Annotated in this window: 16 protein-coding genes; 8 read left to right on the top strand and 8 right to left on the bottom strand. The window is 66.9% G+C overall.

The window, feature by feature from the left end; translation table 11 throughout:
• Nucleotides 1-124: 124 nt before the first annotated feature.
• Both KF791_10280 and KF791_10275 read right to left on the bottom strand, forming a co-directional pair.
• A complete protein-coding gene (locus KF791_10280; protein MBX3732968.1) occupies nt 125-940 on the bottom strand; it encodes an ABC transporter permease in 816 nt (271 codons plus the stop codon).
• Nucleotides 937-1,866: an ABC transporter ATP-binding protein gene (locus tag KF791_10275; protein ID MBX3732967.1), complete on the bottom strand. Its 930-nt coding sequence runs from the start codon at nt 1,864-1,866 to the stop codon at nt 937-939. Before KF791_10275 ends, KF791_10280 begins: the two co-directional genes overlap by 4 nt.
• A gap of 237 nt (nt 1,867-2,103) precedes the next feature.
• Here KF791_10275 and KF791_10270 point away from each other — a divergent pair, with 237 nt between their 5' ends.
• Together KF791_10270 and KF791_10265 are read left to right on the top strand one after the other, a co-directional pair.
• On the top strand, nt 2,104-2,853 hold the full coding sequence (locus KF791_10270; protein ID MBX3732966.1) for a hypothetical protein: 750 nt from the start codon (nt 2,104-2,106) through the stop codon (nt 2,851-2,853).
• An 86-nt stretch (nt 2,854-2,939) separates the two neighbouring features.
• The gene (locus KF791_10265) at nt 2,940-5,300 is read left to right on the top strand and encodes a CRTAC1 family protein (GenBank protein MBX3732965.1); all 2,361 of its coding nucleotides are present in this window, start codon (nt 2,940-2,942) and stop codon (nt 5,298-5,300) included.
• A gap of 4 nt (nt 5,301-5,304) precedes the next feature.
• Here KF791_10265 and KF791_10260 read toward each other — a convergent pair whose 3' ends face one another.
• The gene (locus KF791_10260; GenBank protein ID MBX3732964.1) at nt 5,305-6,180 is read right to left on the bottom strand and encodes a prepilin-type N-terminal cleavage/methylation domain-containing protein; all 876 of its coding nucleotides are present in this window, start codon (nt 6,178-6,180) and stop codon (nt 5,305-5,307) included.
• 254 nt (nt 6,181-6,434) lie between these two features.
• On the opposite strand from KF791_10260, the gene KF791_10255 reads away from it, so the two are divergent.
• Both KF791_10255 and KF791_10250 read left to right on the top strand, forming a co-directional pair.
• Complete coding sequence (locus tag KF791_10255; GenBank protein ID MBX3732963.1) at nt 6,435-7,193, top strand: hypothetical protein; 759 nt, start codon at nt 6,435-6,437, stop codon at nt 7,191-7,193.
• Between the two features lie 3 nt (nt 7,194-7,196).
• Complete coding sequence (locus KF791_10250) at nt 7,197-9,350, top strand: alpha-galactosidase (protein MBX3732962.1); 2,154 nt, start codon at nt 7,197-7,199, stop codon at nt 9,348-9,350.
• A 548-nt stretch (nt 9,351-9,898) separates the two neighbouring features.
• On the opposite strand, the gene KF791_10245 is transcribed toward KF791_10250, so the two are convergent.
• The 3 genes from KF791_10245 to KF791_10235 all read right to left on the bottom strand — a co-directional run bounded on the left by KF791_10245 (nt 9,899) and on the right by KF791_10235 (nt 11,421).
• Nucleotides 9,899-10,105, bottom strand: coding sequence for a hypothetical protein (locus KF791_10245; GenBank protein ID MBX3732961.1), 207 nt, complete (start codon nt 10,103-10,105; stop codon nt 9,899-9,901).
• Nucleotides 10,106-10,401: 296 nt separating this feature from the next.
• Entirely contained in the window at nt 10,402-10,617 is a 216-nt protein-coding gene (locus KF791_10240; GenBank protein ID MBX3732960.1) for a hypothetical protein, read from the bottom strand.
• A 477-nt stretch (nt 10,618-11,094) separates the two neighbouring features.
• A complete protein-coding gene (locus tag KF791_10235; protein MBX3732959.1) occupies nt 11,095-11,421 on the bottom strand; it encodes a hypothetical protein in 327 nt (108 codons plus the stop codon).
• A 288-nt stretch (nt 11,422-11,709) separates the two neighbouring features.
• Here KF791_10235 and KF791_10230 point away from each other — a divergent pair, with 288 nt between their 5' ends.
• Together KF791_10230 and KF791_10225 are read left to right on the top strand one after the other, a co-directional pair.
• Entirely contained in the window at nt 11,710-12,186 is a 477-nt protein-coding gene (locus KF791_10230; protein ID MBX3732958.1) for a phage integrase N-terminal SAM-like domain-containing protein, read from the top strand.
• A gap of 58 nt (nt 12,187-12,244) precedes the next feature.
• On the top strand, nt 12,245-12,412 hold the full coding sequence (locus KF791_10225) for a tyrosine-type recombinase/integrase (protein MBX3732957.1): 168 nt from the start codon (nt 12,245-12,247) through the stop codon (nt 12,410-12,412).
• Between the two features lie 13 nt (nt 12,413-12,425).
• Here the strand turns inward: KF791_10225 and KF791_10220 are convergent, their stop codons facing one another.
• Together KF791_10220 and KF791_10215 are read right to left on the bottom strand one after the other, a co-directional pair.
• Nucleotides 12,426-15,101: an ATP-dependent RNA helicase gene (locus tag KF791_10220; GenBank protein MBX3732956.1), complete on the bottom strand. Its 2,676-nt coding sequence runs from the start codon at nt 15,099-15,101 to the stop codon at nt 12,426-12,428.
• A 22-nt stretch (nt 15,102-15,123) separates the two neighbouring features.
• Nucleotides 15,124-15,420 carry a TMEM14 family protein gene (locus tag KF791_10215; GenBank protein ID MBX3732955.1) on the bottom strand — a complete coding sequence of 99 codons (297 nt, stop codon included), beginning with the start codon at nt 15,418-15,420 and terminating at the stop codon, nt 15,124-15,126.
• 494 nt (nt 15,421-15,914) lie between these two features.
• Here KF791_10215 and KF791_10210 point away from each other — a divergent pair, with 494 nt between their 5' ends.
• Entirely contained in the window at nt 15,915-17,177 is a 1,263-nt protein-coding gene (locus tag KF791_10210; protein ID MBX3732954.1) for a glycosyltransferase, read from the top strand.
• A 67-nt stretch (nt 17,178-17,244) separates the two neighbouring features.
• The gene (locus tag KF791_10205) at nt 17,245-21,297 is read left to right on the top strand and encodes a response regulator (protein ID MBX3732953.1); all 4,053 of its coding nucleotides are present in this window, start codon (nt 17,245-17,247) and stop codon (nt 21,295-21,297) included.
• Nucleotides 21,298-21,319 lie beyond the last annotated feature (22 nt).

The raw sequence follows: 21,319 nt of genomic DNA, 5'->3' as shown, positions 1-21,319 counted from the left end.
GACACAAGTGCCGTCCCGCCCGCGACCCGGCCCGTGGCACGCTGAAGCGGCGAGGTCGCGATCCGCAGCGACGCGTTTCAGGGTCCACCCGTTGGCCCCGAGGCCCTGCGAGGGCGGCCCGGGATCAGCGGTCGCCGAATACGCGGCGCCTGAGGAGGATCAGATCCACCGGGATCAGCACCAGGAGCATCGCCGCGCACAGTCCCGCGGCGGCGGCGAGATGCCCGGTGGGCTTTCCCCGGAGCAGCAGCCACCGGAGCCCCTCGGCCAGATGATGCAGCGGGTTGACCTGCACCAGGGCTTGCAGCCAGGCCACGTCGGGAAGCGGAAAGTAGGTGCTGCTGGCAAATCCCAGCGGGAGGATGACCAGAAAGAAGGGCAGCCCCATGTGGTCAATGCTGGGCAGCATCGCGGTGAACAGCAGGCCGATTGAGGCGAATGCCAGAGCGGCCAGGAAGAGCAGGGGGATGACCAGCGGCAGCCAGGACCAGTGGAGCTGCAGGACGCCGGCAATCCCGAATCCGCCCAGGACAAGGCACACCACCACTGCGTACGCCGTGGCCAGTGTCGCCGCCCACAGCGCCTCACCCCACACCACGTGCTCGAGCCGCACCTGGGTGGTCAGTTGCCCCTCCCACGACCGCTGGTAGCGCATGCGCATGAAGGCCGAGAACAACGACTGGAAAAACGAGGTCATGAACGCCGTGTAGGCCAGCATCCCCGGGGCGAGGTAGGCCAGGTAGTCCAAGGGTGCCCCGGCCCATTGCAAATTCCCCACCTGACGTCCAAGCCCGACACCGAAGGCCAGCAGCAGCACCAGGGGTTCTGCCACAGGCGGCAGGGCGGCGGTGTGCCAGTTCCTGAGGTGGACCCGCACATGCCGCGCCAGGATCGCGCGACTCTGCCAGTCCAGAGCCGGACCAAGGACGCTGCGGATCATGGGGAATCCTCCTCCCGGGCAAGGGCAAGAAACAGGTCGTCAAGGGTCGGTGGACGCACCTCGTACCGCAGCTCGGAGAATGCAGCCACAAAAGTCGCCAGTTCCGGGGCACTGAGGGCAAAATGCCAGTCCGCAAGAACTGTGGATGCCATCGAGCCCCGTTCGGTCAACCACGCCAGCACCCGGTCGGCGCCGGGGGCCGCAGCGGCCATCACCACCACGTGCTCCCCCACCACATCGCCGAGCAGTTCGCGGGTGGTTCCCTGGGCGCGGACGCGCCCGCCCTGGAGCAGGACAAGCCGGTCGGACAGCCGTTCCACTTCGTCCATGTAATGGGTGGTCAACACCACGGCCATGCCCTCCGCGCGGAGTGCGGCCACCAGTTCCCAGACGCCAACCCGCGCTTGTGGATCGAGTCCGGTCGTCGGCTCGTCGAGGAACACCACCCGCGGCCGGTGAACGACCGCCCGGGCGATCATCAGCCGGCGCTTGTAGCCACCGGAGAGCGTCTCGGGCTTGTGATCGGCAAACTCCTGGAGTCCGAAACGGTTAAGCAATTCCTCAACGCGACGCGGCACGTCGGGGATGCGCGGACGATAGTATCTGCAGGTCTGAACCAGGTTGCCGCGGACGGTGAAATCGCCATCGAAGGTGTCGTCCTGGGTGCAGACGCCCAGGGCGCGCCGGGCCCGGTCGCCGTCGGTCGCGAGGTCATGCCCCGCAATGACGATCGTTCCGGCATCGGGGCGCAGGAAGCCGTGACACATGCGCAACGTGGTGGTTTTGCCCGCCCCATTGGGGCCCAGCAATCCCACGACTTCGCCCCCGCGGCATTCAAGGTCCACGCCGTCCACGACCCGTCGTCCCCCGAGCGCCTTGACGAGACCGCGCGCCTCGATGAGCGGTGATGGCGGGGGGGGATTCACCGTGGCGATCAGAGCGGTTTCGCGGCCCGGGACTGTCCCAGCGGGCGGGTGGGCATAACGCCCTCCCGCGGAGAGCGCAATGCGAATCCCCCACCCGTGCGCATGCTTCCGACCCGGTCGGACCTGGCGACGGGTGTGGCGGACTTCCCCGCAGGGGCGCGGCAGTGTGGCCGTGGACGCCTTGGACGAATCGTGGTTGTCAAAGGGTGGATGGGAGTGTAGCCGGGAGGCATGCGAATGAATCTGCGGTGGATCGCCGTTCTCTTGATCGGTTGGGCCGGCGCTCGGGCCGACATCTTGGAACTACAGGACGGTTCAGTGCTCAACGGCACGTTTCTGGGGTCAACCGCAGAGGTCATGCGGTTCCGGGTTGGCAGCCTGGACTTGGAGTTTCCGACCGGGGATGTGCTGGCCCTGACTATGGCCGGCACTCCCACTCCGGCGCCGACGGCACCGCCGCCCGTCACTTCGCCGGTACCGCCAGCCGCCCCGTCCGTTCCCGGGACCATCACCATCCCCGCAGGCACCTCGCTGCTGATCCGGATGTCCGATACCGTTTCGACCCGCAATTCTGCCGGCCGCCGTTTTGGGGCGCGGCTGGACAGCGATCTCCGGGTGGACGGCGTACTCGTCGCGCCCGCGGGTTCGCAGTTGTACGGCCGGGTGGAGGAGTCGCGCCAGGCCGGCCGGCTGACCGGGTCCTCCCACCTGGAGATTGGCTTGAACGAGATCAAGATCCGGGGCAAGCGCCACTCGATCGTCACCACCGATTACCGGGTCCGCGCCGGGAGTTCGACGGCCAACACCGCGATCAACACCGGCGTCGGCGCCGGCATCGGTGCCGCATTTGGGGGCGGCCGTGGCGCCGGCCGTGGTGCCGCGGTGGGCGGGGGTGCGAGTGCGCTTTCCTCGGCCGAAGTCGCCACAATTTCCTCCGGACAGTTGATTGAGTTTCGCCTCCTTGAGCCGCTGACCGTTCCCCGGTAGGCCGGCCGCGGCGGTGGGCGCGCCGCCACGCTTGAACCGCCGACCGAACGCGGACGGTGCTGCCTGGAGGCATCGTCGAGGTTGTGATGAATCACGCCACATGCTCGCGTGCCCGCCAGGCGATGTGGCTCCTGCCGGCAGTCGCGTTGGCGGGCCTTTGGGTCTCCTTCCGGAAAGCCTGGCAGCCGTCGGATGCCTCGAACCAGGTTCAAGTCACCGTCCCGCACCGAATCAGTCCCGAATTGGCGGCCCGGGTTGCGGCGATTGATGCCCGGGAGCAGGCGATCCGTGAGACCGTGTGGGCGCCGGAAGTTCTCGCCCAGGAATGTGGACGCACCTTGGAGGATTGGTGGGATACCCTCAACGCCGCGACCAACAGGCTGGCCGCCGCGGCCACCCTCGCGGTGGGCGAGGTCACATGGCCCTCCTGGGGGCCGCCCGTACCCGTCCTGCACGGAATTCGGATCCGCCATCCCGACGGTCCCGGGGTCCCCCGTTCCACGGACGACTGGCGGGATGGCCTGCGGTCATTGGACGCCGCGGGCTGGCGCCTTCATCAGACCGAGGTCCGACAGGTGCTCTTTGAGCCCGACGCTAATGGGGCTCCCGGGCACAGTGTCTTCACCTTTGCGGCGCATCTGACGAACGGCGTCCACATCGCGCGGGCCGCTCTGGAGGGTGAGTTGACGGTTCATTGGGACCCGGTATGGACCGCGGGAGAGCAGGTCGGTGTCCGGCGTCTCGACGTCAGCCGGATCCGCCTCGCCATTCGGGACGGGCTTCCGGCGTTTGTTCCCTGGCTGGAACAGGAGATCGAACCGCCCGTCAACGCCGTCTCCGTGGACCCATTGATCGTCCAGGATCTGGATGGCGACGGACGTCCCGAGGTGGTGCTCGCCGGCAGGAACCAGGTCTGGCGTCTGGGAGGGGATGGCCAGTTTCACGCCGAACCGCTGGCCCGTGAGGATCCGGGACTGCTCTACGCCGCTCTGATGGCGGATTTTGACGGTGATGGTGTCGTGGACTTCCTCTGCCTGCGTCATGAAGGCCTAAGGCTGTTCCGGGGATCGGTCGGCGGTCGGTTCGACGCGCCCGGGCTCCTGGGATGGCCCGCACCGCGCGAACTCCGTCATCCCATGGCGTTCACCTGCGGGGACATGGACGGCGATGGAGATCTCGATCTCTTCGTCGGCCAATACAAGCAGCCGTACGTCGCCGGCTCCATGCCCACGCCGTGCGATGATGCCCGTGACGGCCATCCCGCCTACCTGCTGCGCAATGAGGGCGACGGCCGGTTCACCGACATCACCGCCGGCTCCGGCCTGGAGCCCAAACGCCGCCGGCGCACCTACAGTGCATCCTTCTGCGATCTGGATGGGGACGGCTCTCTGGATCTGGTCGTGGTCAGCGACTTCGCCGGGCTCGACCTCCATCGCAACGACGGAAACGGACGGTTTGAGGACGTCACCGCGCGCTGGGTCGCGGAGCCGTCCGGTTTGGGCATGGGGCATGTCCTCTCGGACTTCAATGCGGATGGGCGGCTGGACCTGCTGATGATCGGCATGAACTCACCCACCGTGGACCGGTTGGAACATCTGGGCCTCTGGCGACCGCACCCGGCCCTCGATCGCAGCGCCCGCACCCGCCTGACCTACGGCAACCGGCTGTGGCTGTCGCATCCGGACGGTGGCTTCGCCCCCACCGCCCTCAATGATTCGATCGCACGCACCGGTTGGTCCTGGGGAGGCACTGCCGCCGACTTTGACAATGACGGATGGCCGGACGTTGCCATCGTCAATGGCATGGAAAGCCGCGAATCCGTGCGCGACATCGAACCCGAATTCTGGCTGCACGACCTTTATGTGGGGAACTCCGGGGATGATCCGGCCGCCCACCTCCATTTCCGCGCCAAGGTGGACCGGACCCAGGGGCGGGGTCATTCCTATGGCGGCCATGAGAAAAACCGGCTCCTGATGAATCGCGCCGGCCGTTCGTTCCTCGAGGTGGGACACCTGTTTGGCGTGGCCCTGGAGGAGGACACCCGGAACATCGTGAGCGCCGATCTGGACGGGGATGGGCGGGCGGATCTGGTGGTCCTTTCCTTTGACCGCTGGCCCAGTCCACGGCAAAAGATCCGCATCTTCCGGAACACGCTGCCGGCGGAGGGCGCGTGGGTTGGTTTCCATCTGCGAGGCGACGGTTCCTCCGTCATCGGCAGCCGGGTCACGGTGGAGATGTCCGATGGCAGGGCATCGCGCGTCGTGGTGACCGGCGACTCCCACCGTTCACAACACCCGGCCACAGTCCATTTCGGCCTCGGTGATCTGAAGCATCCACCGAGCGAGGCGACCATCCATTGGGCCTCGGGTGCGGTCACCCGGATCCCGGCGCTCGAGCCGGGCCGTTATCATGACGTGCAGGCCCCGCCCCGCCCGCGACGACCCTGATGGTTCACCGCCCCGAAATGGGGATCATCTGGATCCGGTCCCGATACCACGCAATGTCCAACCGGCCTGCCGCATCAAATGGCTTGGCCGCCCCATAATCGTAGCGCACCGGATATCGGGAGGAGGCGCTCAGCCACTTCTTGATCTCGGCATGACCGTCGGCGAACGAGAAGCCGCAGGCCCCGTTGTGATACGATGCCGGCCGGTCCTGCCAGTTGCTGGCTGCCGGATCCGTGACGAAGAACGCATCGTTGATGGAGTCCGGATGCTCGTCGAGCGTGAGGTAGGTCATCGTGGGCTCTGGAACATCGCTCGTTCGCAGGAACTGTCGGTAGCGTCCATCGAACGCCCAGCTGCGTCCGGTCGCGGAGGTGGCAAGATTGTCCGAGCGCCCGAAGAAGGCGTTCATCGAGTTGCTGCGGAGCCGCGTCTTGAAGCCGGCCCGCCTCTGGGCCGGGGCGACGAAGAGGTCTGCCGGGCACTTGTACACCCCCAGGGCGCCCCCGGTATACTTGCCCAGGACGCCGTTGAGGACCCAGGCGACATTGGTCACGCTCTGGCCTTCGGTTCCGGACGTGCCCCACGTCATCACATTGTTCACCCAGTTGTTGAACCTGCGGGTCGTGATGGCGCTGATCGTGTCGGGGATGGTGAAGTTGTTGGCACAGGCGTCGTTGAAGTCGCCCGCGTACAGGTACCAGGCCATCACCAGCTGCTTGTTGTTGTTGAGGCAGCCGATCCCCTGGGCCTTCGTCTTGGCTTTGGCAAGGGCGGGCAGCAGCATGCCGGCGAGGATCGCAATGATGGCGATCACCACCAACAGCTCGATCAGCGTGAAGCCATGGCGGCGGCCATGGCGGAATTTTGGGGGCGTTTTCATGGCACCGACGGGTCGAGGGAACTCCTCTGCAATGCCCCTTCTGTGGCGATTGCGCAAGCGTTTTGAGGTCGGTCCCAAAGAGCCCATTCGGATGCGCCCGGAACCGTCATTGACCCGGGTTCAGCCGTTTGGTAGCTCTCATGCCCCATCGGAGTTCTGCGACGGAGTCTCCCTCCGACAGGGCGCAAAATACGAAATCCTACCAATCCAGTTTCATGAGGGCTCAAGGGTGTCGGCGGGTCTGTTCGGCGCCGGTGCGCCTGGTCTCAGTGGCATGGCTTGCGGTCGCGCTGACGGGTTGCGCGACCAATTTCCGGCTCCAGCAGCGTTTCGACAACGAGCCGGTCGGGAGTCCACCGTCGGCGGCGCCGATCCCAACCCCCCCTGCGGACTCGATGACCTGGAACCGGCAGTTCGCGACATCCGTGGTCGTTGGTCGCCCGTCGGGAGGCCGCTGGGTGCAGACCCGCCGCGGCGGAACCCTCGGGGAACAGTCGCCCGCGATGGCGCTCCTCGGCATATCGGACTACTTCCAGCGGCCCGGCGCCAGTGTGCGCGGTCACTTTACCGTGCGCCTGTCGGGCCCCGGCAAGGTCTGGATTGCCGTCAAGGCGCTGCAGAATGACCAGATTGATGGCAGCCACCTCGGAGGGTATTCGCTGGAAAACTACACCCAGACGGGCACCGGCGGCGTCGCGTCTCTCCAGAGCGGACAGCTGACCAGCGCGATTGAGGACAACAGCTGGGTGGCCTGGTCGGGGGGGGGTACCGCGCTGGGGGCGCCCGTGGCGCAGGGGCAGGTCTTTGACCTCTTCTGGTCCGTGGATCAGACGTCGCGAACGCTAAATCTTGGCGCGTTTCCCGGCGACACCACGCAGGTGACCTTCCCCGCAGCCACGCGCCAGGGCGTCGCCAACACCCCGTTCCGACGCCTCCTGATCGCCATCTACATCCTCGACTTCTCACCGGACACCCGGGTGTTCTTCGACGACATCACGATCGAGGAGCTGTAGGTCATGGTGCGTCTCTGGCTCCTGGTTTTGGCGGGCGGATGGGCGATGCCGGGTTTGATCGGGGCGCCGGACTGGCTTCTGGATCCCTCGCCTTACACCGCCCGGGTGACTCCGAATGCGGACGGGCGGGAGTTGGTGATGGAGAACGGGCTGCTGCGGCGTGTGATCCGCATTCATCCAAACGCCGCCACGGTGGCCCTGGACCATCTTGGGTCCGGCGAGTCGCTGCTCCGGGGCGTCAAACCGGAGGCGGTGGTGGAACTGGAGGGCCGGCAGTTCGAGGTCGGAGGCCTCAAGGGTCAGCCCAATTACGCATTCCTGCGCCCGGAATGGATCCCGGAGCTTCAGGCGGACACGAATGCCTTCCAGTTCACCGGATATTCCGTGGGGCGTCCCGAGGAACGGCTGTCCTGGCGACGGGTCCGGCACCATGCGCCGGGCGTGAAATGGCCGCCCGAGGGCGTGTCGCTGCGGCTCGACTTCGCGGCGCCGGAGTCCGCCGCCGGAACGTCCGCCGCCGGGGTCCGGATCTCGGTGCACTTCGAGCTCTACGACGGCGTGCCGGCGTACTCGAAATGGTTGACCCTCACCCAGACCGGCGCCGAACCCGTGCGGCTTGACCGGTTCTCCAGCGAAGTGCTGGCCTTTGTGGAGCGGACTTCCGAGGTGGACGAGCTCAGCGAGGGGGCGATTCCCCCCAACGTGCACGTGGAGACGGACATGTCCTTCGGCGGCATGATGGCCTCCGGTGCCAACCGCCGGTCGTACCGCTGGCTGCCCGATCCGGACTTCCACACGCAGGTGAACTACGAGAAGCGGACCCCGTGCCTGCTGGAGGTCGGACCCGATCTGGGGCCGGCGCAGACGCTCCAGCCCGGGGTTCCGTGGGAATCGTACCGGACCTGGGTGCTGCCCATGGATGCGACGGACCGTGAGCGCTGCGGGCTCTCCGTGCGACGGCTGTACCGGATCATCGCGCCCTGGACGACGGAGAATCCGCTGATGATGCATCTGGTCTCATCCGATGGCGCCACCGTGACCAATGCCATCGAGCAATGTGCCGCGGTGGGATTCGAGATGCTCATTCTCAGCTTCGGCAGCGGCTTCAACATGGAGAACGAGTCGCCCCGGACACTGGAGCAGGCGCGGGCCTTCGCCTCCCATGCACGGCGGCGGGGGGTGGAGATTGGCAGCTACTCGCTGCTCGCCTCGCGCAGCATCGGGGCTGATCAGGACGTGGTGATGCCGCCCGGCAGGACGCCGGCATTTGGGAATGCGCCCTGCCTTCAGAGCGCCTGGGGAATCAACTACTTCCGCCGGCTGTACACATTCCACCGGGAGAGCGGGTTCACGCTTTTGGAGCATGACGGGTCGTATCCGGGCGATCCGTGTGCCTCGACCGCGCATCCCGGCCACCGCGGCCTTGACGACAGCCGGTGGAACCAGTGGCGGGAGATCGCCGGGTTCTACGGGTGGTGCCGGGGGCAGGGGATCTACCTGAACGTGCCCGACTATTATTTCCTGTCCGGCTCCAGCAAGGTGGCCATGGGGTACCGGGAGGTGAACTGGTCGTTGCCACGCGACGAGCAGGTGATCCACACCCGGCAGAACATCTACGATGGCACCTGGCAGAAGCTGCCCAGCATGGGGTGGATGTTTGTCCCGCTGACCGAGTACCACGGTGGCGGGCCGGCGGCGACGATCGAGCCGTTGGAGACGCATCTCGACCACTACGCCCGCATGCTGGACAGCAACCTCGCACTTGGGGTGCAGGCCTGTTACCGCGGCCCGCGGCTCTTCGACACCGAACGCACCCGGGATCTGGTGGCGTCCAAGGTCGCCTGGTTCAAGGCCAATCGGGATCTGTTGGAAAGCGACCTGATTCATGGCCGCCGGGCGGATGCCCGGGACCTGGACTGGATGCTCCACGTCAATCCCCGACTCCCCCAAAAGGGATTGCTGGCCGTCTTCAACCCCACCGCCCAACCCATCGCGCGGACCCTTCGGGTCTCGCTTTACTACACCGGCCTCACCGGCGAGGCGACCGTGCGCGACGCCGACGGCCGGGGCATCCGTCTCCCCATTGCTCCCGACGGTTCTGTCGAACTCCCCGTCCTGGTCCCGCCCCAGGGCATGAGCACCCACTGGTTGGAATGACACCTCCGCGCCGGAGCGCCGGAGTTCCTGAATCCCTTCTTCGGCTGAAGATGACATGGTGCGGGCGGGGAGGAAGGGGATCTGAAATCCACTCAGTCACCTCGGCTGACCGACAGGACTGCATCCGACTTGTTCGACGAGAACAGCGTCTCAACCACAACCACCGCCCGTACGTTCCGACCGATCATTGGTGTGGGTCTTATGACCATCGCGCGTCCACCAATCGAGGCCTCCGATCAGCTCCTTCACCTGGAAGTCAAGTCTGAGCCAATGAGGAACTGCGCCAGCGCAAGGCGCTGATGACGAGGCAGATCAACCGCCTGCCTCGTGATCTTTTCCAGTGCCGTGCTCATCGCGCGAGACTGCGCCGCTGACCAGCCCGTCGGCATTGACAACGGACGTGGCCCGCCCGTGTTTGCTCCAGTGATCTTGTTCGGCAACGAAATGCTCCATGCACCCGACCACCGGCCTCTGGTTCGGCTCGGCCCCGCAAGAGTTCGTGTCCGGCCCTCCAGGCGCAGGACTAATCGTTCGGCTGCCAGGCCAGATCAGGCGCGGGGCGGATGGTCTGGCGGGCTGCCGGACGACGGTCGGAACAGCAGCCGGCCCGCCAGTTGCCCGAGCACCATCCCGACGATGGTCGCGACGACGATCCCGAGCAGGCCAGGCCAGAACATCATGGCGGCGGCCACGCAGGCAGCGACCGGCACCCCGGTGGTCAAGCGGACCCGCCAGTCGTCTGGATACATTTTCATACGATTACCTTTCTCAGAACGCGTGCTGCTGCCGAACGATCAAGCGCAGCGACCCGGCCCGAGGACGCGGGGAGAGCGCAACACAGACTCTCGAAAACCAAATAATGTCATCACCATCGGAAACAGCGACCGCGCGATAGTCGTCGGTCACTCGTGCGGACCAGAACTTGCCCACCTTCTTGAATCTCAGGGAAGGATGGCGCGGATCCCGGAGCCACAACCGGTACTGCTTGATCGCCGAGCGCTGGACCGCTTCAGGAAGTGCGTGGAATCTGTCCCAAAAACTCCTGACGGCTCTACTGCTCATTCGGAGGGAAGGGCATACTCCTGCCCGCGCGGTGCTCGGCAATCGCGGCCGCAGCGGCCGCGTCCAACCTGCCGCTGGTGGCGTCCTCTTCGAACTGCCTGTCCCACTGCTCCTCAAAGCGCTTCTGAATGTGCTCTCGCAGCAGCAGAAACTGATCAGCAGGCAGCGTCTCGATCGCGGCCTCGATTTCTTGGATGCTGATCATGACGGGACAGTAGACGGATCCTGCTGGCGCTCAAGCCCGAGGATGCGGCGAACGACGATGCTCTGCCACGGCGCGCCGAAGGTGGCAATCTCGAAGCTGATGCCAACGCGCCGTTGGCAGGAGCAAATGGTTCGCCTTTTCTCCGCCGATAAATTAAGACCGTCGCACCCGCCGAAAATGCGAAGACTACGCCACTGATAGTCCACAACTGGATTTCGGAAATTCGTTTCTCTCTCTCGAATGCCTGCCGAGTCTCTGGCGTTGGATTTTCTCGCCATGCAACAAAGGATCGCGCCGTCTCCGATCGGTAAACGTGGCCCGAAAGGCCTAATCCGATAGCCAATCCCAGCTCCGCAATCAGCAAGATGAGCAAGGACTTCTTCATGAGTTAAGACAATGGCGAACGCAAAGCTGACCGATGACGAGGAGCGCAGCAAGGGCGGCAAAGTTGGAGAAAACGGCCGATCGCGCTCCTCGTCATACGGTCGAGCGTCTGGTTCGCCGTTTTGGTCGGGCAGTGGGCGAAAACCCAATGCTCGAATCGTTGTAGTCCTCGACCTGCCAGAACCCCCGTCCGATGCGGTCGACCACATCCGCTTGGCGTGCATCAGGCACGGAGAATTTCGCCCAAACTCTTTTGGGTGATTCGGGTGGGCATGTCACCTGCACGCTGCCAGGATCGTTTGTTAGAGCACGGGCAGCCGACTCCATCTGCGCGACGTGCTTTGGCTGCGCCACTACCGACAGATCGATCGTAACAAAGGCATTCATCAGCTTACCACATGCGGCGAACAGTTGATTCACCGACAGAGGCTCTGTTGGACGACTATTCGTACCGCAGGGTGGATACGTCTGTAAATGGCCAAATGGCATGGAGTTGCGGAAAACGGCTGTCGGACGATTGGCGAATGGTCCGCAGGCTGCGTCGGACGATTGTTCGAACCGCAGATTTTGGCTTCTGGAAGCTCCTGAAGCGGCCGGACTTGCCCAAATCACCTGTCGGACGGTTGGCCAATCGTCCGACAGGCACCTTCCGGCGCTCCCAATTTCTCGCGAGCGACGGAGGACGACCCGTGATCCTGGCCTCGCTTCGTGAGGCGTCCGTTCCAGGAATCAGGTCAGGGCCCGGTGGTCCAACGGCCCAGGGAGGGTCTCGTTCCCAACCCCAAGGCCTCGTTGAAGGAGCAGGTCCACGAGGTCATGCGGTTCCACCATTATGCCCGCCGGACCGTACTCTCATATTGGGGGTGGATCGCTCGCTTTCTGCGGTACCACCGCGAAGCCGGGACCTGCGGAAGAGCGGGTGGGCGGCATCTCAGGACCTTGGGCGCACCGGAGGTGGGGGCATTCCTCAGTCATCTGGCAAAGGATCGTCAAGTGGCGGCGGCGACCCAGAATCAGGCGCTCAATGCCCTCGTGTTCCTAAATGGGGAAGTGCTGCACCAACCTCTGGGAGATCTGGGTAAATGGGCGCTGGCGGAGCGTCCCAAGCGCCTGCCTGTGGTACTGACGCGGGAGGAAGTGCAGCGGATTCTGGAGGCGGCGGCTCCGGAGATGCGGCTGCCGTAGCTGTTACTCTACGGCTCCGGACTCCGGTTGATCAAACTCCTGCGACTGCGGGTCAAGGATCTGTATCTGGATTCGTCACTGCTTTGCCACCCATTTGCTGGAGTCCGGCACGGACATCCGGACTGTCCAGGATCTGCCGGGACATCAGGATGTGGCGACGACCCAGATCTATACGCAGGTCATGCACAAGCCCGGCCTGGGTGTCCGGAGTCCGCTGGACGGCTAACGCCGAACTTCGGCTATGGCCAGAGGAACCCCGGGTGCCGGGTTCGCAGGGCGGTGCGCAGTGGCGGATATTGCGTCCGGCGCCAAGCGGGGAAATCGGTGGTGACCGCGACGCGCTTCTGGTCGGGAGCCTGGAGGACCAGACGCACCGGCAGGCGCCCTTCCGCAAGGGTGGGATGCTCCTTCAGGACAAAGGCTTCGGACAACTTGAGGGTCGCCTCCGGGCCAGGCACCTCCGGGCCGTCGTCCCCGGCAGACTCCGGATACTGGAGCTTCAGGGGTTTCCCGCCGGGACCGGGGATCGCCACGGGCAGGAGCTCGTCGAGAAGCCCACGGCCGGCGGCGTCCAGGTGCCCGGCAAACGCCTCGCGAAGCGGGGTGGCCTGCGCCTCCTTGATGAGCGTCAGGCCGTGGAAGGCACGGGTCAGTGCGCGGCGGATGGCGGCGCCGTCGAACGGCGGAATCTCGAGTTCGGGGACGATTCGCGCGAGCAGGTTGACGCGGGCCACGAACTGCCGCAGCGCGTGATCCAATGTCGGCAGGTCGAACCAGCCCGCGGCAAAGGCGTCCGCCAATGCCCGGCCGGACGCCTCGGGATGAGGGTCGCGGGTGTGCTCGCGGTGGATCACCAGGTCGAGGAAGCGTGTTTCGCGCAGCGAGGCGACCCGCTTGTGCAGCCGGTCCACCTCGCAAACCTGCCGCTCGTTGAGGTGCTGCGGATACAGCTCCTGGATCCATTCCGGCCGGACCGCCGTGGCCAGAGTGAGCAGGGGGGTCCGGCCGCCCCGACCGTCCACCTCCCGCACCGCGGCCGCCACGAGCAGGGAACTGTCCACCACGCTCTCCCGCGCCAGGGTCGCGGTGCGTCCACCGGTGAGCCGGCATTCGAGGGTTCCGGAGTCGCGGCGGATGGCCAGCTGGTCCATGAACCCGGCGGCAATGCAGCAGGTGAGCGAATCCCCCGCGGTTCCGCCGGCCCGTTTCCCTCCAGGCCCGTCCGGGGGCGACGCCGCGGCCGCATCGGATGAGGCGGATGTGTCGGGCAGGTCGGGTCCGATCAGGGCCTCCCGACGCGCGATGGCGAGCAGCTGGCGGTAGGTGTCCTCCACCTGCCGCGCCGTCTGTGCATGGACGCCTTGCCGCCGGCAGGCGGCCACGTCGAAGCGGCAGTTGACGGCGAACTGGTAGGCCCGCATGAGAGTGTGGAAGTCGCTCTCGCGGCTGCCTTCAAACAGCTCGCGCGCCTCGCGGAGGTGGGCGTCATCGCGTCCGGGCCGCACCAGCAGGTCGCGTCCGCTCGTGAGCGCGGCACACAACGCGGCCGCCGGCACACAGCCCCGGCGCGACGCCTCGACCAGCATTCGGGAATAACGTGGGTGCATCGGCAGCCGGAGCATGCGATGTCCGATGGGGGTCAGGTCCGCACCGGTGGCGGCCGCGTCGTCGTCGGGCGGCTTCAGCGCCCCCAGCGTGACCAGCAGCCGTTCGGCCTGTTCGACGGCCATGGGATCCGGACGATCCAGCCAGTCGAACGTCGCGGCCCGGCGGATGCCGAGCGAATGCAGCAGGAGCACCACCTCGGCGAGGTCGGAGCGGCGGATCTCGGGCGTGTTGCGTTCCGGCCGGTCGAGGTCGGCGCTTTCGCTCCAGAGCCGCCAGCAGGTGCCCGGCGCGGTGCGTCCCGCCCGCCCGGCCCGCTGTTCGGCGGAGGCCCGGCTGATGGGCTCGACGGCCAGTGTCTGGATCCCGCGGGCCGCGTCGTGCCGGGCGATGCGGGCGAGTCCGCTGTCCACCACGTGGCGGATGCCGTCAATTGTGATGCTCGTTTCGGCGACATTGGTGGCGACGACGATCTTGCGCCGATCAAAGGCCTCGAAGGCCCGGTCCTGCTCCTGCGGTGGCAGGTCGCCGTGCAGGGGCAGGAGGATGCACGGTTCGGGGAGCGTGGCGGCCCGCAGGGCGTTGAGGGTGGACAGGATTTCGCCCATGCCGGGCATGAACACGAGGATGTCCCCGCCCGCACCGGATCGGAGGATCGCCTCGACGGCGTCCGCGGCCTGCTCGGAGGCCGGGCGGCGGTCCCCTAGGGGGGCCCACCGCACCTCGACCGGGTAGGTCCGCCCTTCCGAGCTGAGCACGGGGGCCGGGGGGCGTGCGGGGCCGTCGGGAACTGCGGTGAGATACTGGGCCACCGGCCCGGAATCGAGGGTGGCCGACATCACCAGCAGCTTGAGGTCCGGCCGGGTCGTCTGCTGCAACCGCCGGGCGAGGGCCAGGGCCACGTCGCTGAGCAGGTTGCGTTCGTGGAACTCGTCGAAGATCAGGATCCCAACATCGCGCAGATCCGGGGCGTCCTGCATCCAGCGCAGGAGGATGCCCTCGGTGACGAAGCACAGGCGGGACTGGGGGGAGAGGTGGTCCTCGAACCGCACCTGGTACCCGACCTCCGCGCCGAGCGGTGAGCGTCGCTCCCAGGCCACGCGTGCGGCGACCGAGCGGGCGGCGACCCGGCGCGGTTGCAGGATGACGATGCGCTGGTCGCCGGCGAGACCGCCGTCCAGGAGCATTTGCGGCACCTGGGTGGTCTTGCCGGATCCCGTGGCGGCCACCAGCACGAGGGAGTCGCCGTGACGGAGGGTCCGCAGGAGGTCGAACTGAAGCTGCCAGACCGGCAGGTCGCGAGGATCCATGGGGGCGGCGCGCGACGACGGTTCAGCGGGGTCGGAGGATCAACACGGCGATGAGCGTGACCACGGTGGCGGCGGCGAGGGCGCCGGAAGGCATGACCTTTTTCGTCTTCGCAAGCCGGATGCCGAAGACGATGGCGAGGAGTCCGAGGAGGATGGGGGCCGCCACGGAGGGGAGGTGTCCGAGGGCCGCGAGGGCCAGCAGGGCGGAGGCCACCACGGCCGTGATGAGCGACACGCGGCTGCGGGCCTTGACGAATCCGATGACCCCTCCCGCAACGAGGAAACCGATGTAGATCCAAACCACGTTCTGCCAGTTCATGGGTCGCGGAGCTTAGAGATGTGCCTCGGAATTGGAAGAGATCCCGAGGCGTGACCGCGTGTGGCGCTTCCACGGGCCTGGTTGGGAGTTGGGCGCACGGTTCGTCGGGAGCCTCACCCCACCGGAAGGCCCAGAGCTCTGGTGGGGCGGAGGCCATTGCGGATTTGGAATCTGCCGTCCGGTTCGTCGCCGAGAGAAACCGGATGCGGCCGTGCGCGTTGGCAACGCCCGGATTGATGGAGCTTCAATTTTGGAAACGCCTTGACGGCGACGAATCGCAGCAATGACGCTCATGAGCCGGGAAGGGCACCACGCGAATGGACCCAATCGGAATTCCCGGCTTTCCCCGCATTGAAAACCTTCATTTTTCCAAGCATTCAAGCATCTCCGGCGCTTCTGCGACCTCTGGCGGGCGGATGGAACCCTGGGGAGTGTGACCGGTTGCCGGCCGCTGGTTTCGGGCAACCGCGGATGAACCGAGCCGACTGCCACCCATGAAGGTGTCTTCGGCAGCGGCGGCCGCCGCGGCGTGCTCGTCGGACGGGAATTCTGTCGCGACGGGACGTCCCCTGCGGATCCTGCATGTGGCGAGCCACCTCAACATGCGGATGGGGGGCTCCATCCTTGCGGCGGCGCAGGTGGCGGAAACGGTCGCGGGCGAGGGATGGGAGTGTCGCGTTGTTGGCACGGTGGTGGCCGGTTCGGGAAGCGAGGAACCGTTCCCCGGGCTGTTTCCGGGAGTGCAGTTCCAGGTGTTTCCCATGCAGTTCCCGAAGCACAGCTACCACAGCATGGCGCTGAAGCGGTGGCTGGCGGCGCACACGGCGGCATACGACGTAGTGCACACCCATGGTCTGTTCAATTTCCCCTATCTGTTCGGTGCGGGCGCGGCGGCACGGGCGGGGCGGCCGCTGGTCGTGTCGCCCCATAACTCGCTGGATCCCTACGATCTGAGGAAGAAAGCCCTCCTGAAGCGGTACGTGTACGGACCGTGGTTCGTGCGGCCGCTGCTGGCCTCCGCCGCGACCGTGTTGTGCACCACCCCGCTGGAGGCGGAACGGCTGGTCACCTACGGAGCGGATCCGCGGCCGGAAGTCGCGGTGATCCCCCTGCCGGTGCCGGTGCCGCCGCCGGCCGGTCCCGATCCGGCCTGGCGCGCGCAGCACGACATCCCTGCGGACGCCACCGTGATCCTGTTCCTGTCGCGGCTGGATCCCAAGAAGGGGTTGAACCTGTTGATCGAGGCGTTTGGCCGCGTGGCCGGCGCGGATCCCGCGGCCTACCTGGTGGTGGCGGGATCCGGGGACGACTCGGTGCTCGCGGAGGCGCGCCGCCTGGTGGAGGTGCTGGGGTTGGGCGGGCGGGTGCGCTGGCTTGGTTTTGTCACCGGGGCGGAAAAGCAGCGCGCCTACGCGGGATGCGACCTGTTCGCCCTCACGTCGTTCAATGAGAACTTCGGCATCGTCGTGGTGGAGGCCCTGTACGCCGGCAAGCCGGTGTTGATCAGCCGTGAGGTGTATCTGCACGAGATGCTGGCACCCCACGGATGCGCCGATGTGTGCGAGCCGACGCTGGAGAGTGTCACCCAGGCGCTGGGGCGTCTGGTCTCCGACCGCGGGCACCGCCAGGCCCTGGCGGCACGCGCCCGTGAAGTCGCCGTGGCGGCATTCGCCCCGGAGAAGGTCCGGGAACGTCTGAGGGATGTGTATCGCCAGGCCGTATTGAAGTCGGGGAGGACCCGACGCGGCGCCGGATGAGCCGGGCCGGCGGCCAAAGCTCCGCTGGACCACCGTCGGGTGCCCATGGTTGCCTGACCGGACCCCTATGAACCTGCAGGCTGAAGCGATGGTGTCCGAGCCGTCCGTGGCTTACTGGAGGACGCTGGGCGGGCGGATGCTGCTGTTTGGCATCCTGCCGGTGGCGTTGCTCTGCACGGGGGTCGCCACGGTGGCCGGCCTGTCGGTGCTGCACCGGGAACGGGCGGCCATGGGGGACCGGTTGCGCCTCATGGCGGACCGCGTCGCGGCGGAGATCGAGCAGGGGAACATCCAGGCGGTGCAGGCGGCCGAGACGATGGCCTCGGCGCAGGTCCACGGGCTTTGGGGGCGCCGGGCGGAGTCGAGCTCGATGGCGCGGGATGTGCTGGAGCGGGCGCCGGAATTCACCGGCGCCTATTTCGGGTACGAGCCGGACGCCGACGGCCAGGACGCGGCATACGATGGCACGGATGCCGCCCGGGCGATCGGGCCCGCCTTTGGCGTGGGCGGGCGGTTTCTCCCCTACTGGTTTCGCGATCACACCAACGCAGCGGTGCTCCGGTTGACGCCGCTGATTGATATGGAGAGCAGCCTCTACTACCAGGGCACCCGCGACCGGTATCGGCGCACGGGCGTGCCGGAGGCGAATATCACGGAGCCCTACGTGTATGAGGGCAAACTGATCATCGAGCAGACCTACCCGATCGTCATGGACGGCCAGTTCCGGGGTGTGGCCGGCGTGGACCGGGCGCTGGATGACCTGGTGACGTTTCTGGACCGGATCAAGCAGCGGGACGGCGTGGACATCTTTCTGATCAGTCGTTCGGCAAACTTCATCGCCACCACCCTTGGCCCGGTGCAGGTGGGCGAGGAGACGGCGGCCATGCTGCGCGCCGTGCCGGTGACCAACACGCCCTACGGTCCCCTGTTCATGCCCCTGCATGGACGCCGGATCTCCGGGCAGCTGGAGATGGCGAGGGACCCGCTCAGCGGCGACCGCCAATATTTTGCCGCGGCGCCGGTGCCGACCGGAGAGTGGACGGTGGTGGTGCGGCAGCCGGAATCCGTTCTCCTGGGACCGCTTCGGCGACAGGCCGCCGGCACCGCGGGAGCCCTGCTCGGCGGGTTGACCCTCGCCAGCTGCCTGGGCGTGTGGGTGACGCGGCGGATGTCCTCGCGGATCCAGCGGGCCGTGGTGGCCGCCAACCGGCTGGCCCGTGGGGATCCGGATGCCATCGTCGCGTTGTCCGCGGCCGATCGCGATGAAGTGGGGCAGCTGGCCCGCAGCTTCAACGAGCTGGTCCGGACCTACCAAGGGATCAATGAGGTGTGCGGTGCGATCGCGCGGGGGGATTTCAGCCGCCGGCTGGAGCCCCGCGGCCCCGACGATCCCCTGGTGGAGGCCATCAACCGGATGGCCGATGCCCGACAGCAGGCGGAGGCCCGTCAATCCGACCAGCTCGCGTTCCTGGCCGCGCTGATTGATTCCATTCCGTACCCGATGTTTGTGAAGGATGCCGCGGCGCGGTTCGTGAGCTGCAATCGCGCCTACGAGGCGGCGTTTGCCACGACCCGCCAGGCGCTGCAGGGGCGGACCGTGCTGGACCTGGACTATCTGGACGCCGCGACGCGGCAGCGGTTCCATGAGGAGGATGTCGCGGTGATCGGGGAGTCCGGACGTCGCCGCTACGAGCTGCCGATTGCCCAGGCCGACGGCCGGGAGCACCTGGCCCTCTATTCGGTGGACGGTTTCCGGCTGGCGGATGGCCGGCCGGGCGGATTGATCGGACTCCTGGTGGACATCACCGAGCGCAAAGAACTGGAGGCCCAGTTGACCGCGGCCCGCGACGCCGCGGAGGCGGCGACCCGCGCCAAGAGCGACTTCCTGGCCAACATGAGCCACGAGATCCGGACGCCGATGAACGCCATCATCGGGATGTCGCACCTGGCCCTGAAGACGGAGCTGACCCCGAAGCAGCGGGACTACATCCGCAAGGTCGAGCGTGCGGCCCACTCGTTGCTGGGGATCATCAACGACATCCTCGACTTCTCCAAGATCGAGGCGGGCAAGCTGGCGATGGAGCGCATCCCCTTCGATCTGGAGGAGGTGTTCTCCAACCTTTCCTCGCTGGTGGGCGTGCGGGCTGCGGAGAAGGGCCTGGAGGTGCTGTTCCGGCTGACGCCCGGGATGCCGCAACACCTGGAGGGCGATCCGCTGCGGCTGCAGCAGGTGCTGTTGAACCTGTGTTCCAACGCCGTGAAATTCACCGAGCAGGGTGAGATCGTGATTGGCGTCCGGGCGGTCGAGGAATCCCCGGAATCGGCGCTGCTGGAGTTTTCGATCCGGGACACCGGGATCGGCCTGACTCCGGAGCAGCAGCGGCGTCTGTTCCAGCCCTTCTCGCAGGCCGACACCTCCACCACGCGGAAATACGGGGGCACCGGACTGGGCCTTTCCATCTGCGTGCGCCTGGTGGAACTGATGGGCGGTCGCATCTGGGTGGAAAGCGAGCCGGGACGCGGAAGCACCTTCCTGTTCACCGCCCGCTTCGGCCGGCATGAGCCCCGGGCGCCGGCGCCGCTCCGCGAGATCCCCAGGCTGAACCTGCGGGGCATGCGGGTGCTGGTGGTGGATGACAATTCCAGCTCGCGCGAGGTGCTGCGCGAAATGCTCGAGGCGATGTCCTTCGAGGTGACCCTCGCGGCGTCCGGACGCGAGGGCCTCGCCGAGCTGCTGCGGGCGGATGGGGAGCGCCCGATCCCGCTGGTGATCATGGACTGGCGGATGCCGGAGCTCGACGGGTTGAAGTCCGCCCGGTTGATCCGCGACACCGCGGCCCTGCAGCACCAGCCGCGCATCCTCCTGGCCACGGCCTACGGCAATGAGCAGCTCGGCGAGGAGGCGGCCCGTGCGGGGCTGGTCGGTGTGCTCATCAAACCGGTCGGCCAGTCGGTCCTGTTCGACACCATCGTTCAGGCGTTCAGCGAACCGATGGAGGGCGACCCGCGGTCCGCGGAGGCACCGGCCGTGGCGGCGGGGGATGAGTCGCTGCGCGGGCTGCACGTCCTGCTCGTGGAGGACAATGAGATCAACCGGGAGGTGGCGGCCGGCCTGCTCGGAGAGCTGGGCATCCGCATCACCGTGGCTGAGCATGGTTTGGCCGCGGTTCAGTGTGTCGAGCCCGGCCGGTTCCACGGCGTGCTCATGGACATCCAGATGCCGGTGATGGACGGCTATGAAGCCTCCGAGGCGATCCGGAAACGCCCGGAACTCGCCGACCTGCCCATCGTGGCAATGACGGCAAATGCCATGGCCGGTGACCGTGAGCGAGCCCTGGCGGCGGGCATGAACGACCATGTGGCCAAGCCGATTGACCCGGAGCAGCTGGTGGCGGCGATCCGGCGGTGGTTCCTTCCCAGACGCAGCGCAGCCGCGACGGGCCCGGCGGGTGATGGTGTGTCGTCGGTTCCCGAGGTCCCGGATCCGGGGTCCGTCCCGCCACCGGTGCCAGCCGATGCGCTCCCGGACCGGCTGGACGGGGTGGATGTTGCGGACGGCCTGCGACGGGTCGCGGGCAATCGCAAGCTGTACCGGTCCTTGCTGGCGAAGTTCAGCGCCAGCCAGGGGGATGCGGTGGACCGGATCCGCAGGGATGTCCTTGCCGGAGACCTCGGGTCGGCGCAGCGCCGCGCGCACACGGTGAAGGGGATCGCCGGCAACTTGGGGGCGCGGGACCTGCAGGCGGCGGCCGGGCGGGTGGAGTCGGGATTTCGCGATGGGAAGGCGGATGGTGCCCTGGCGGCGCTGCCGTCATTGGAAGGGAATCTGCGCCGGGTCTTGTCCGCCATCGCGTCGCTGGCGCCAGCCGGTCCGGCGGGAGAAGTCGCCTCCGCGCCCGCACTGGATCCGGCGGCACTCCGCGGACGGCTGGACCGGCTCGAACGCCTGTTGCGTGCCGACGACGCCGAGGCGCAGCGCGAGCTGGACGAGTTGCTGCCGCTGGTTCGCGGCACCGAGCGCGAGGCAAGCCTCGCCCTGCTGGCCTCCGATCTGGCGGGGTACGATTTTGAGGCGGCCTTGGACCGGCTGCTGGAAATCCGCGCGACCCTCTCGGCGTGACGGGCGCCGGGTAGTGTCCTAA

Source organism: Verrucomicrobiia bacterium (assembly GCA_019634635.1).
In the GTDB taxonomy this organism is placed as follows: Bacteria; Verrucomicrobiota; Verrucomicrobiia; order Limisphaerales; family UBA9464; genus UBA9464.
The sequence above is the reverse complement of the archived record's forward strand: the minus strand, read 5'-3'. Positions and strand labels throughout refer to the sequence as shown.